Source organism: Granulicella sp. WH15, assembly GCF_009914315.1.
GTDB lineage: Bacteria > Acidobacteriota > Terriglobia > Terriglobales > Acidobacteriaceae > Edaphobacter.
The window spans coordinates 1144356-1157044 of the sequence record NZ_CP042596.1 but is presented as its reverse complement, the minus strand read 5'-3'; the positions used below and the strand labels follow the sequence as shown (position 1 = coordinate 1157044).

Genomic DNA, 12689 nt, shown 5'->3' with positions numbered 1-12689 from the left:
TAAGCGATGTTCGCTGCCGACCAACGGAAGGCCCACAGAGGGCCATTCTGCCCATACCGCCCCGAGAACGGTAGGAAGTACTGTGAAAGAATGTCTGTAATGTCCGCAATCCTTGTCGAACCGCAATCACCCCCCAGCTCCAGCCCCACCCGTAACATACGTCGCACCACCCTGCCCAACGGCCTCCTCGTCCTCACCGAGCAGATCCCGCACGCCCGCTCCATCAGCATGGGAGCCTGGATCGCCTCCGGCTCGCGCGACGAGGCCGCCGCCGAAAACGGCATCTCCCACTTCGTCGAGCACATGGTCTTCAAGGGCACCACCAGCCGCAGCGCGCAGGACATCGCCCGCGAGGTCGACACCATCGGCGGCAACCTCGACGCCTTCACCGGCAAAGAGACCGTCTGCTTCAACATCAAGGTCCTCGACGAGAACCTGCCGCCCGCGCTCGACGTCCTCTCCGACCTCGTCCTGCACCCCCGCTTCACCACCGAGGATCTCAAGCGCGAGCAGAGCGTCATCCTCGAAGAGATCAAGATGGACGAGGACAACCCCGACTATCTAGTCCACGAAACGTTCACCCAGAACTTCTGGAAGAACCACGCTCTCGGCCGCCCCATCCTCGGCACGGTGGACACCGTCTCCAGCTTCACCCGGCAGACCGTCCTCGACCACCACGCCCGCCGCTTCACCCCGCGGCACATGATCTTCTCCGCCGCCGGGCACCTCGACCACGACAGCTTCCTCGAGCAGGTCGAGGCCCGCTTCGGCAGCCTCGCTCCGGCCTCCGGCATCGCGGAGCCAGCCGCCACCGCTCCTGTGGTTACCCCGCACATTACGCTCAAGAAGAAAAAGTCGCTGGAACAAGTGCAGATGTGTCTCGGCGTCGCCGCCCCGCCCGTCGCCTCGCCCGACCGCTTCGTCGTCTACCTGCTGAACACCATGCTCGGCGGCGGCATGAGCTCGCGCCTCTTCCAGACCATCCGCGAGGAGCAGGGACTGGCCTACTCGATCTACTCGGAGATGAACCCCTTCCGCGACTCCGGCTCGCTCTCGGTCTACGGCGGCATGAGCCTCGACAAGACCGAGCGCGTCCTCGCGCTTACCCTTCAGGAGCTGGCCCGTCTCAAGAACGAGCCCGTCAGCGAATCCGAGCTGCACCGCGCGAAGAATCAGATGAAGAGCAACATCGTCCTCGGCCTCGAGAGCACCTCCAGCCGCATGTCCAACCTGGCTCGCCAGCAGATGTACTACGGCGAGTTCATCGCGGTGGACGAGATCGTCCGCGCCATCGACCAGGTCACGCCCGCCCGCGTCCAGGCGCTGGCCAACCAGCTCTTCCGCCCCGAGGCGATCGCGCTGACGCTGCTCGGCAACCTCGGCCCGATGAAGATCACCCGTGCCGACCTGGCTTGCTAAGTCGCAAGAAACACTCTCTTTCACCCGATCCTGATAAAGTTTTCTAGGCAACCTCCAGATAGAGGAAACATGAACATTCAGACCGAACGCAAACGTCACGACGAAGGCTTCACCCTGATCGAGCTTCTCATCGTCATGTCCATCATGCTCGTGCTCATGACGCTCGCCATCCCGCAGCTCCTGAAGCTGCGCAAGACGGCCAACGAGACCAGCGCCCTGCAGTCGGTCCGCACCATCGGCCAGGCCGAGCTTCAGTACAACTCCGCCTACCCGGCGAACGGCTTCTCGTGCTCCCTGCCCCAGCTCGGCGGCACCGCCGGAGCCGCCCCCACCGCCCAGGCCGCCCAGCTCATCGACGCCGGTCTGGCCGCGGGACAGAAGTCCGGCTACACCTTCGCCATCACCAACTGCACCAAGGTGACCATCAACAACCAGGATATGTACACCTCCTACCAGATCACGGCGGTTCCCCAGTCCATCGGCAAGACCGGCGACGCGGGCTTCTGCGCGGATGAGAACAACACCATCCGCAAGGACCCCACGGGCGGCACCAACTGCACCCAGCCGATCCAGTAACGCATTGAAAGGGAGGGGCTTCGGCCCCTCCGACTACACCCGAGAAGAATCGGGGCTTTCGCCCCCGAGGGAATCCCCTGATCTCCACCCACCATCGCAGCCTCGGCCTTCTGCTCGTCCCGCTCCTCGCGATAGCCGCCCCGGCGCAGGACAATCCCCTGCTGCGCAAGGTCGATGACCACTACAACCACCTCGCCAGCCTGCGCACCCGCTACACCGAGCACTACGCCGGAATGGGCCTCAACCGCTCCGAGTCCGGCACCCTGACCCTGAAGAAGCCGGGCCGTATGCGCTGGTCCTATGACCAACCCTCCGGAAAGCTCTTCGTCCTCGACGGCAAGTTCGCCTGGTTCTACACCCCCGGCGACTCTCAAGCCCAACGTATCCCGGCCAAACAGATGGACGACCTGCGCACCCCGCTGCGCTTCCTCCTCGGCCACACGCAACTGGCCAAGGAGCTGGACAACATCGCCGTCACGCCCGCCGGAGACACGATTCTTATCACCGGCGTCCCCAAAGGGATGCAGCAGCGCCTCAAGCTTCTGAGCCTGCGCGTCACGCCCACCGGCGAGATCCAGTCCATGAAGCTCGAGGAGATCGACGGCGCGGTCACCGAATTCACCTTCACCGAGATGGCGGAGAACGTCCCGGTCAAGGACGCCGATTTCCTCTTCACCCCGCCCCTTGGGGTCAGCATCGTCAATGGCCTGCCGCCGATTTAGCACTTCGTGCCGAAGTACTACAATCTGATAAGACACCCTCGATAAAGAAAAGACCTCATGAACGCCATCGCACCCAGCCAACTTACCACCCCTGAGTTCGAACTCTCCGTCTCCTCCCTCGGCGCAAAGATCGCCGTCTTCGACTGCGACGGCACCCTCTGGTCCGGCGATGCCGGTTCCTCTTTCATGAACTACACCATCGCCACCGGCCTGCTCTCCCGCGAGGCCACCGACTGGCTCGACGCCCGCTATCGCGGCTACCGCGCGGGCACCGTATCCGAGCTGGCTATCTGCGGCGAGATGGTTCAGGTCTACCAGGGCCTCCGCGAAGAGGAGCTGCGCTCCGCCGCCCGCGAGTTCTTCCGCCAGCACATCGAGGCCAACATCTTCCCTGAGCTGCGCCGCGTCGTCGAAGCCCTGCAAGCCCAGGGAGCCGAGATCTGGGCAGTCTCCTCCACCAATAACTGGGTCATCGAGGAGGGCGTTACCCGCTTCGGCATCCCCGCCGACCGGGTGCTGGCCGCCGAGATCGCCATCGTCAACGGCGTCGCCACCAACCAGCTCCTAGACGTCCCCACCGATCAGGGCAAGGTCGACTCGCTGGCCCGCGTGGGCATCACCGCTCCCGACGCCGTCTTCGGCAACTCCGTCCACGACGCGGCCATGCTGGCCATCGCCCGCCGCGCCTTCCCGGTCAACCCTACCCCGGCACTGGTCGAGCGCAGCGCCCACGAGGGCTGGCCGGTCTTCTACCCTGAGTCGGTCCGCCCCGCGTAGTTTTCGGGCCGGACCAACTCAAAACCCCATACACCTGCAAACACCGGCAACTACGCGGGTTACAGCCCCAAGGGAAGCTGAAATTTCCCTTAAAATCGGGCTGGAAACCTGCTCCTAGAAGCCGGATGGTAACCCCCTGCCCACATTTGCAACCAAAACCCGTCTAAACTCACAGTTGTGAAAGAGCCGATTCGCAAGCTGGATGGACGGAGTGAAGCGACGATCCTCAAGCCGATGCGGCTGGTGGTTGCGGCGCTGATCCTGCGTCCTGTCCAGAACCCCGAACCGGAGCAAGGGGCCTTCGAAGTCCTTATCTGCCAACGCAAGCCCGACCAGCCCATGAGCCTCAAGTGGGAGTTTCCCGGCGGCAAGATCGAGGACGGCGAGACCTCCGAGCAGGCGCTCATCCGTGAGCTTCACGAAGAGCTGGGTATCGACGCCAAGATCGGCCGCCAGGTAGCCCGCATCCGCCACAAGTACCGCAACGGCGGCACTATCGACCTGCAATTTTTTGTCGTCAACGAGTTCACCGGGCACCTCGAGAACCGTATCTTCAACGACATGCGCTGGTCCTCGCTGGCCGCCCTGCCCAGCTACGACTTTCTGGCCGCCGACCTCGACCTGATCCGCGACCTCTCCGAAGGCAAGCTCCTCTAAGGAGCTGGCTTGACACCGCCCCTTCGCACAAGCAAAATTTCCACAGCGGCACCAGCGTTCATCGCTGTGAGTTTTTGCGTCCGGAAGGAAAGTTTGGCTGACTCCACTACAAGCCGCGTCAGCTATACGCTGCACTCGACACTCGAAAGCGTGAACACCGTCGAAGACATGGCAGAATCCTGGGCACGCCGCGCCGGGTTCGACGACGACACCGTCACCAGCATCGCCATGGCCGTCCGCGAGGCCGCCGTCAATGCGGTGATGCACGGCAACGCCTACAGCCCCAAGAAGCACATCGACTGCTCCTTCGAGACCACAGCCGAGTCGCTCGTCATCCGCATCGCCGACCAGGGCGAAGGCGTCGATCCGGAGTGCATTCCCGACCCTCTCGCGCCGGAAAATATCCTGCGCGGCTCGGGCCGTGGGATCTTTCTTATCAGAGCTTTCATGGATGAGGTACACTTTCGCCAGTTGCAACCTGGCAGCGAGATCACTCTCATCAAGCATCGAACTCCCAAAATAGTTCAGACATAAGGAGATCCATTCATGAGCATGAAGTTCCAGACACGTCAGGTCGATGACGTAACCATTCTCGACCTCAGCGGACGCATTACCCTCGGTGAAGGCAGCGTAACGCTCCGCGATGCTGTACGCGACGTGCTAGCCAAGGGATCGAATAAGATTCTTCTCAACCTTGGCGACGTGAACTACATTGACAGCTCGGGTATCGGCGAGCTGGTCAGCGCTTTCACCACGGTCAAGAATCAGGGTGGCGAGTTGAAGCTGCTGAACCTGACCAAGAAGGTTCACGACCTGTTGCAGATCACGAAGCTTTACACGGTCTTCGACGTGAAGGACGACGAAGCCAGCGCGATCGCTTCTTTCAACAGCTAAAAACGCGAAGCGTCCAAAACCCCACGAAGTGGCGCCCGCCCGGCGCGAGGGCGCTTTTGCCATTGCCTGTTCTTAAAAACAAAAAGCCGCCCCCAAAACCAAGGGGGCGGCCAGTTTATTTACTTCCCGAAGTCCACCTTCGGCGCGACCGCGTTGCTAGGGTCGCCCTTGAAGTACTCGTCCCGGTAATGGAACCCGGCGATCCCGGCCCAGAAGCTCTGCGGAAACTGCCGGACGTAGGTGTTGTAGTCCCGCAGCGTGTTGTCGTACCGACGCCGCTCCACCGCGATCCGGTTCTCAGTGCCCGCCAGCTCGTCGGTCAAAGTTTTGAACTGCGCGTCCGACTTCAGGTTGGGATACGCCTCCTGCAACCGCAGCAGCGGGCTCAAGGCCACGTCCAGACGGCTATTGGCCTGGATGCTCGCGGCGTGGTCGCCGCCGGCCGCGATGACGCCCGCGCGTGCGTTGGCGATGTTGGTCAGCACCGCTGTCTCTTCCGCCACATAGCCCTTCACCGAGGCCACCAGGTTCGGAATCAGGTCCAGACGCCGTTGCTGCTGCACGTTCACCTGCGCGTACGCCGCATCGACGTCCTCATTCTTCTGCACCAGCGTATTCTTCGCGCTGATGTAGCTTCCACCGGCGAAGAGCACCACCAGCAGAACGACTCCGATCAATCCCAGCCCAACCCATAGACCCTTCATTGTTCCTCCTGTAACTTCACAGACCAGAAAACCTCAACAACACTTGCGAAACCCATCCGGCTCGACTGTATCACCGAGCCATCCCTAATAATCCGAACTATTTCCGCCGCCGCCGGAGCTGCCTCCGCCAAAGCCGCCGAACCCTCCTCCGCCTCCGCCGCCAAAACCACCACCGCGCCCGCCCCGGCCACCGCCGTTCAGGAACATGCTCAGGATCACCCACAGCCAGCCGCCGTTGCCGGTGGCGATCATCAGGATGACCAGCCCTACCAGGATTCCGAGGCCGATCAGCCCGCCGATCCCCGAACCGCGCTGGGGCTGGCGGCGGTACTGGTACTGACCGTACTGGGAATCGTACTGCGACGTTGGCTGCGTCAGGGTTACACCCGCGTCGGCGGCGATCTCCTTCGCGTAGGCCTGCGTCCCGGTCACCACCGCCGCATCGTAGTTGCCCGCGCGCAGCAGCGGCACCATCGTCTGCTGGATGCGGCCCACCTTGGCGTCGTTCAGAACGCCCTCAAGCCCATACCCGACCTCGGTTCGCAGCTTCTTCGGGTTCAGCACGATCAGCAGGATCAGGCCCTTGTCCGTGCCCTTCTTTCCGACCTTCCACTTCTCTTCCAGCTCGACAGTGAACTCCTCGACCGTCTGGTCGTTGTCGAGCGTCTTGATGGTCACGACGGCCATCTGCGCCCCAGCCTGCTGGTCTACTTCGCGGCAGAGAGCCTCGACGCTCTGACGCGTGCCCTGGCTCAACACCCCGGCGAAGTCGTTCACGTAGCCCGTCGGTGCGGGCAGATCCGCAACCTTCTCCGCCATCAGAAGACGCAGCGGCAACAAAAGCAGGAACAGCAGAAACGCGTGGCGGATCGAACGGCTCATCTCACTCCAAGTCTACGCTTTGCCCCTAAAAGAAGTTCCCCCTGCCTGCTAAACTGGCTTCAGGAAGTTCGAACTCCGGTTTTGCTGTCAGGCGATACGAGGCGAGCTTAACCGGAGAACGTGTGACCCCGTGGCATCCCCTTCCGTCGTCCCTGCACTCGCTGATCGCTGAGTCCCCTGACTCCGTCCTCCTCGAGACCGCCCGCTTCGACGAGGCCAACCAGACCAGCTTCCTCTACCTGAACCCGCTCCGCACGCTCACGGCGGAGTCGCTCGACGATCTCCCCGGCCTCTTCTCTGCGCTGGAGTCCGCGCTGGCCCAGGGCCACTATGCCGCCGGGTATCTCCACTACGAATGCGGCTACCACTTCGAGCCGCGCACCGGCCTCGGCCACACCTCCACAGAGAAGCCGCTGGCATGGTTCGGCATCTACGACGAGCCCATCACCTTCGACCACAGCACTGGCCTCTTCAACCGCCAGCCTCCAGCGACATCGTCGCCCACGGTCTCGGACCAGCCCTTTGCGAGCCGGATCACCCTCAACATCGACGAGACCGACTACACGCGGCAGATCTTCCGGATCAAGGACCTCATCGCCGCAGGCGACACCTATCAGGTCAACTTCACCGACTCCCTTTCGCTCGAGACCAGCCTCACCCCTGCCGAAGCCTTCACCACCCTGCTCCGCCAGCAGCCGGTCTCTTATGCGGCCTTCCTCAACGTCGCAGGAGAGCACATCCTCTCCCTCTCGCCCGAGCTTTTCTTTCGGATCGAAGACGAGACCATCCTCACACGTCCCATGAAAGGCACCATGCCCCGTGGCCTCGACCGCGAGGACGACGACCGCACCGCGCTGGCACTCCAGAACGACGAGAAGAACCGCAGCGAGCATGTGATGATCGTCGACCTGCTGCGTAACGACCTGGGCCGCATCTGCACCCTCGGCAGTGTCCATGTGCCCGGCCTCTTCACCATCGAGCGTTATGACACGCTGCACCAGATGACCTCCACCGTGGAGGGCAGGCTGCGTCCCGGCCAGAGCCTCTACGAGATCTTCGACGCACTCTTTCCCAGCGGCTCCATCACCGGAGCGCCCAAGATCCGCACCATGCAGATCATCCGTGAATTGGAGGACCAGCCTCGCGGCATCTACACGGGGGCCATCGGCCACATCGCCCCCTCTCGCAAAGCTGTCTTCAATGTGGCTATCCGCACACTCACCCTCCGCGATGGGCACGCCCGCATGGGCGTCGGTGGAGGCATCGTCGCCGACTCCCAGCCCGCCGACGAGTACCGCGAGTGCCTGCTCAAGACCGCCTTCCTCACCCGCGTCCCCGACGACTTCCAGCTCATCGAGACCATCCTCTACGACACCGAGTCCTTCTCCTTCCTCGACCTCCATCTTGAGCGGCTTGCAGCCTCTGCCGCCTACTTCAACTTTCCTATCGACCGAGACCGCATCGTCGCGGAGCTGCGCGCCCTTGCTTCACCGCTTACCCAGCCGCACCGCATCCGCCTGCTGCTGCACCCCGACGGTCGCACCACCTGCACCTCTACTCCGTTCGTACATGCGCCAACCGGGCGCATCCGCATCGCCAGCCAGCGCACTCACTCGCAGGACCGCTTCCTTCGCCACAAGACCACTCGCCGCACCCTCTACGACGAGCAGTACCGGCAAGCCGTCGCCGAGGGCTTCGACGAGGTGCTCTTCCTGAACGAGCGCGGCGAGCTGACCGAGGGAGCCATCAGCAACCTCTTCCTCAGCATCGGCGGCAAACTTCTGACGCCGCCCCTTGCCTCCGGCGTCCTGCCCGGTGTCTATCGACGCCACCTGCTCGAAACCCGCGCCAATGCAGAGGAACGCGTCCTCACCCTTGACGACCTCCACGCAGCCGACGCCATCTACATCTGCAACTCTGTTCGGGGCATCAACGCCGTCGCGCTTTAGCTTGTATCCTCGAATCTGGAGCAGCCCGAGAGATGACACTACCGATTCAGCCCCCCGTAGCCCGCCGCGAGTCCAAGACCACAACCCTGCACGGCACCACCATGCAGGACGACTACGCCTGGCTACGCGATAAGTCCTCCGCCGAAGTGCTGGCCTATCTCGAGGCCGAAAACCGCTACACCGACGCGGTCATGGAGCCGACCCGCGAGCTACAGGCCACGCTCTACGCCGAGATGCTCTCGCACATCAAGGAGACCGACGAGTCGGTGCCCTATCCCGACCGCGGCTTCCTGTACTGGACCCGCACCCTCGAGGGCAAGCAGTACCCCATCTACTGCCGCCGCGCCAATGCTCCGGACGCCCTGGAAGAGATCCTGCTCGACGTGAACCTGCTGGCCGAAGGTCAGGCCTTCATGGCCGTCGGCGGGATGGCCGTCAGCCCCAGCGGACGGCTGCTCGCCTACACCACCGACAACACCGGCTTCCGCCAGTACACCCTGCACGTCCGCGACCTGGGCACAGGCGCTGACCTGCCCGATACTGCCGTGCGCGTGGGTTCCGTAGCCTGGGCCACCGACTCCGAGACTCTCTTCTACACCACCGAGGACGAGACCACCAAGCGCCAGAACCAGCTCTTCCGCCACACGCTCGGCGGCGCGTCCGTGCTGGTCTTCGAGGAGCCCGACGAGCGCTTCAACATCGGCATCGGCCTGACGAGCGACCGCCGGTACCTGATGCTCGAGTGCGGCTCCCACACCACCAATGAGTACCGCTTCCTGCCCGCCGCAGCCCCCACAGCAGAGTTCACCCTGATCGCTCCCCGCGTCGACGACCAGGAGTACCACCCCGACCACCGCGACGGCCTCTTCTACCTGCGCACCAACGATACCGTCGAGCACTTCCGGCTAGTCACCGCGCCGGTCGCCACGCCAGGCCGCGAGTACTGGCAGCCGCTCTACGAGAGCCAGCAACAGCTTCCGCTTGAGGACTTCGACCTCTTCCAGAGCTTCCTCGTTCTCTCCGAGCGCGAGCGCGGCCTGCCCACCCTTACGGTCTATGATCTGGCCGACGCGGGCCTCGAGAATCCCCGCGCCATCGCCTTCCCCGAGCCGACGTACACCGCCCAGGCCCACGTCAACCGCGAGTTCGATACGCGCCTCTTCCGCTACGGCTACACCTCGCTGGTCTCGCCCGCCTCGGTCTACGAGTACGACCTGGCCACCGGCAGCTCTCGCCTGCTGAAGCAGCAGGAGGTGCCCGGCGGCTTCGACTCCAGCCGCTACGCCTCCGAGCGGCTGTGGGTACCCGCCGAAGACGGAACCCAGATTCCCATCTCGCTCGTCTATCGCCGCGACCGGTTCCACAAGGACTCCACTAACCCGCTCTACGTCTATGGATACGGGTCTTACGGCTATGCGCTGCCAGTTGGCTTTAGCGGGTCGCGGCTCTCGCTGCTCGACCGCGGGCTGGTGCTCGCCTACGCGCACATCCGCGGCGGCGGCGAGCTGGGCGACCCCTGGCACGACGCCGGGAAGATGAGCCACAAGCGCAATACCTTCACTGACTTCATCACGGCCACAGAGCACCTCGTCCAACAGGGCTACGGCGATCCCGCGCGGGTCGCCATCGAAGGCGGCAGCGCAGGTGGATTGCTGATGGGCGCGGTCGTCAACATCGCCGCCCAGACCAGACGGCCGCAGCTCTTCCGTGTCGTCCTCTCGCATGTCCCCTTTGTGGATGTGATGAACACGATGCTCGATGCGTCGCTGCCCCTGACGGTGGCCGAGTACGAGGAGTGGGGCAACCCCAACGAGCCAGGGGCCTTTGCCTACATGCTCTCCTACTCGCCATACGAGAACCTGGATGCGCTGGCCGGAGCACCTGTGCCAGCCATGTTGGTCAAGACCAGCCTCAACGACTCACAGGTGATGTACTGGGAGCCCGCCAAGTACGTGGCCAAGCTGCGCACGCTGAAGCAGAACGAGACTCCGCTGCTGCTGCACATCAACATGGAGGCAGGCCACGGCGGAGCCAGCGGCCGCTACGACTATCTGAAGGAGATCGCCTTCGACTACGCCTTCCTGCTCACGCAGTTGGAGGCTGTGTAAGGCCAGTGGAAGGATCTGCGACGCAGTCGAGGCATCAGTTTCTACTTCGCTGCTGCCTCGACCATCTTGTCGCCCTCGCCGGGAGCCAGGAAGAGGTTTCGCTCTACGCCGTGCTGGCGGGTGTATAGGTCAAAGTAACGGCCGTGCAGCTCGTAGAGAGAGTCGTGCGTGCCGCGCTCGAGGATTCTACCCTGCTCGATCACCAGGATCTGGTCGGCCTTGCGGATCGTCGACAGGCGGTGCGCGATGACGAAGGTCGTGCGGCCCTGCATCAGGAAGTTCAGCCCGTCCTGGATCATCGCCTCCGACTCCGAATCCAGCGAACTGGTCGCCTCGTCGAGGATCAGGATGCGTGGGTCGGCCAGGATCGCTCGTGCGATGGAGATGCGCTGCCGCTGCCCGCCTGAGAGCTTCACGCCACGCTCGCCCACGATGGTCTCGTAGCCCTCCGGGAAGCGTTCGGCGAACTCGTCCACACGGGCGATCCGGCAGGCCTCGCGCCACTCGGCCTCGGTCGCCTCCGGCCGCGAGAACAGGATGTTCTCGCGCACGCTGCCATCGAAGAGGAAGGTCTCCTGCAAGACCACTCCGAGCTGGCTGCGGTAGCTGGAGAGCTTGATTGTCGCCAGGTCCACCCCGTCGATCAGGATCGCGCCGCTGGTCGCGCTGTGGAAGGCGCAGATGAGCGAGATGATCGTCGACTTGCCTGAGCCGGACGAGCCAACCAGCGCCGTCACCGTGCCCGGCCGCGACTCGAAGCTGATGCCGTGCAGCACCGGCTTGCCTGCCTCGTACTCGAAGCCCACGTTGTCGAAGCGTACGTCGCCCTGGATCGAGGCCAGCTCTCGCGTGCGCTCCGGCTCGCTGTCCTCAAGGCTCTCGTTCAGAATCTCGGAGGTCCGGTCAAGACCTGCCAGGGCCTCGGTTAGCTGCGTCCCGATCGACACCAGTTGCACAATGGGCGCGATCATGAACGCCAGCAGCATCGTGTACTCGACGTACCCGCCCTCGTTCAGACGGCCCGCGGCGTTCTCGTGCGCGCCCAGGTACATCACCAGGCCGCCTACCACGCCCAGCACCATCGTCGAAGATAACGTCATCAGCGACTGCGCCGTCAGCGAGCTGATGACGTTCTGGAGCAGCCGCTCCACGCCGCCCGCGAAGACCCGCGCCTCGCTCTCCTCGGCGTGATATCCCTTGACCACGCGCACGCCGCCCAGCGACTCGGTGAGCCGCCCTGTCACCTCGGCGTTGATCTTCGCGCGCTCGCGGAAGATCGGCCGGATCGTCCGGAAGGCCTTCTGCAGGATCAGGCCGAAGACCATCAAGATCCCGAAGGTCAACATCGTCATGCGTGGGTTGATGTGGATGAGGATGCCGAAGGCGATGACCGCCGTCAGGATGCCGCCGACGAAGTCCAGCAGCCCGGTCCCGACCAGATTGCGCACGCCCTCCACGTCGCTCATGATGCGGGCGACCAGCGTTCCGGTGCGGTTCTCGTCGTAAAACGCCACGGGCAGACGGCCGATGTGGCTCTGCACCTGCTTGCGCAGGTCGGAGATTAGCCTTTGGCCCTCGGTCGAGAGGAGCTGCGTCAGCGTGTAGGAGCTGAGCGCCTGCACGAAGACGGCCGTCGCCACCGAGAGGACGATGAACTTCAGCTCGCCCATCTTGTGCTGCTTCATCACGTCGTTGATAAATGGCCGCGACGAGACCGGCAGCACGAAGCTGCACAGGCGGTTCACGATCATCAGCAGGAAGCTGCCGCTGATGAGCCAGATCCGTGGCCGGATCAGTTTCCAGACCTCGGGCAAGACCTTCTTTAACTGAGGTCTACCTTTTTGCGCCGTCAGATCGGCTCCGATGGCGCGCCCTGTACCGCTTACAGGCTTATCCCCCACCGGCATTCCGCCATTTACACCCGAGCTGCTCAATCGAGAAGACATGCTTTTAGTCTACGTCTTTCGGGTTCGCCGGATTGTCATTACAAGATCACCATCT

The 12689-nt window shown here is 63.4% G+C and carries 12 protein-coding genes; 9 read left to right on the top strand and 3 right to left on the bottom strand.

Going from position 1 to position 12689, the window contains the following annotated elements; translation table 11 throughout:
- Positions 1 to 99: 99 nt before the first annotated feature.
- From FTO74_RS05080 to FTO74_RS05050, 7 genes are all read left to right on the top strand, one after another.
- Positions 100 to 1419: a pitrilysin family protein gene (locus tag FTO74_RS05080; protein WP_162537169.1), complete on the top strand. Its 1320-nt coding sequence runs from the start codon at positions 100 to 102 to the stop codon at positions 1417 to 1419.
- 69 nt (positions 1420 to 1488) lie between these two features.
- The gene (locus FTO74_RS05075; protein WP_162537168.1) at positions 1489 to 1995 is read left to right on the top strand and encodes a prepilin-type N-terminal cleavage/methylation domain-containing protein; all 507 of its coding nucleotides are present in this window, start codon (positions 1489 to 1491) and stop codon (positions 1993 to 1995) included.
- Between the two features lie 233 nt (positions 1996 to 2228).
- Positions 2229 to 2717 carry an outer membrane lipoprotein chaperone LolA gene (lolA, locus tag FTO74_RS05070; protein ID WP_162537167.1) on the top strand — a complete coding sequence of 163 codons (489 nt, stop codon included), beginning with the start codon at positions 2229 to 2231 and terminating at the stop codon, positions 2715 to 2717.
- A gap of 57 nt (positions 2718 to 2774) precedes the next feature.
- Positions 2775 to 3494: a haloacid dehalogenase-like hydrolase gene (locus FTO74_RS05065; RefSeq protein ID WP_162537166.1), complete on the top strand. Its 720-nt coding sequence runs from the start codon at positions 2775 to 2777 to the stop codon at positions 3492 to 3494.
- A 177-nt stretch (positions 3495 to 3671) separates the two neighbouring features.
- Complete coding sequence (locus FTO74_RS05060; RefSeq protein WP_162537165.1) at positions 3672 to 4151, top strand: (deoxy)nucleoside triphosphate pyrophosphohydrolase; 480 nt, start codon at positions 3672 to 3674, stop codon at positions 4149 to 4151.
- Between the two features lie 93 nt (positions 4152 to 4244).
- Positions 4245 to 4685: an ATP-binding protein gene (locus FTO74_RS05055; RefSeq protein ID WP_162537164.1), complete on the top strand. Its 441-nt coding sequence runs from the start codon at positions 4245 to 4247 to the stop codon at positions 4683 to 4685.
- A gap of 12 nt (positions 4686 to 4697) precedes the next feature.
- The gene (locus FTO74_RS05050) at positions 4698 to 5045 is read left to right on the top strand and encodes an STAS domain-containing protein (protein WP_162537163.1); all 348 of its coding nucleotides are present in this window, start codon (positions 4698 to 4700) and stop codon (positions 5043 to 5045) included.
- Positions 5046 to 5164: 119 nt separating this feature from the next.
- On the opposite strand, the gene FTO74_RS05045 is transcribed toward FTO74_RS05050, so the two are convergent.
- Entirely contained in the window at positions 5165 to 5749 is a 585-nt protein-coding gene (locus FTO74_RS05045) for a LemA family protein (RefSeq protein WP_162537162.1), read from the bottom strand.
- 84 nt (positions 5750 to 5833) lie between these two features.
- Positions 5834 to 6631, bottom strand: coding sequence for a TPM domain-containing protein (locus FTO74_RS19370; protein WP_174242212.1), 798 nt, complete (start codon positions 6629 to 6631; stop codon positions 5834 to 5836).
- Between the two features lie 122 nt (positions 6632 to 6753).
- On the opposite strand from FTO74_RS19370, the gene pabB reads away from it, so the two are divergent.
- Both pabB and FTO74_RS05030 read left to right on the top strand, forming a co-directional pair.
- On the top strand, positions 6754 to 8580 hold the full coding sequence (gene pabB / locus FTO74_RS05035) for an aminodeoxychorismate synthase component I (RefSeq protein WP_162537161.1): 1827 nt from the start codon (positions 6754 to 6756) through the stop codon (positions 8578 to 8580).
- A gap of 32 nt (positions 8581 to 8612) precedes the next feature.
- Complete coding sequence (locus tag FTO74_RS05030) at positions 8613 to 10688, top strand: S9 family peptidase (protein ID WP_162537160.1); 2076 nt, start codon at positions 8613 to 8615, stop codon at positions 10686 to 10688.
- 41 nt (positions 10689 to 10729) lie between these two features.
- Here FTO74_RS05030 and FTO74_RS05025 read toward each other — a convergent pair whose 3' ends face one another.
- A complete protein-coding gene (locus FTO74_RS05025) occupies positions 10730 to 12634 on the bottom strand; it encodes an ABC transporter ATP-binding protein (RefSeq protein WP_162537159.1) in 1905 nt (634 codons plus the stop codon).
- Positions 12635 to 12689: the final 55 nt, after the last annotated feature.

Bases quoted from the DNA above. Each gene is read 5' to 3' on its own strand.
- FTO74_RS05025 (WP_162537159.1), bottom strand. From the start codon at position 12,634: ATGTCTTCTCGATTGAGCAGCTCGGGTGTAAATGGCGGAATGCCGGTG.
- lolA (WP_162537167.1), top strand. From the start codon at position 2,229: ATGGGCCTCAACCGCTCCGAGTCCGGCACCCTGACCCTGAAGAAGCCG.
- FTO74_RS05065 (WP_162537166.1), top strand. From the start codon at position 2,775: ATGAACGCCATCGCACCCAGCCAACTTACCACCCCTGAGTTCGAACTC.
- FTO74_RS05050 (WP_162537163.1), top strand. From the start codon at position 4,698: ATGAGCATGAAGTTCCAGACACGTCAGGTCGATGACGTAACCATTCTC.
- FTO74_RS05045 (WP_162537162.1), bottom strand. From the start codon at position 5,749: ATGAAGGGTCTATGGGTTGGGCTGGGATTGATCGGAGTCGTTCTGCTG.
- FTO74_RS05030 (WP_162537160.1), top strand. From the start codon at position 8,613: ATGACACTACCGATTCAGCCCCCCGTAGCCCGCCGCGAGTCCAAGACC.
- FTO74_RS19370 (WP_174242212.1), bottom strand. From the start codon at position 6,631: ATGAGCCGTTCGATCCGCCACGCGTTTCTGCTGTTCCTGCTTTTGTTG.
- FTO74_RS05075 (WP_162537168.1), top strand. From the start codon at position 1,489: ATGAACATTCAGACCGAACGCAAACGTCACGACGAAGGCTTCACCCTG.
- FTO74_RS05080 (WP_162537169.1), top strand. From the start codon at position 100: ATGTCCGCAATCCTTGTCGAACCGCAATCACCCCCCAGCTCCAGCCCC.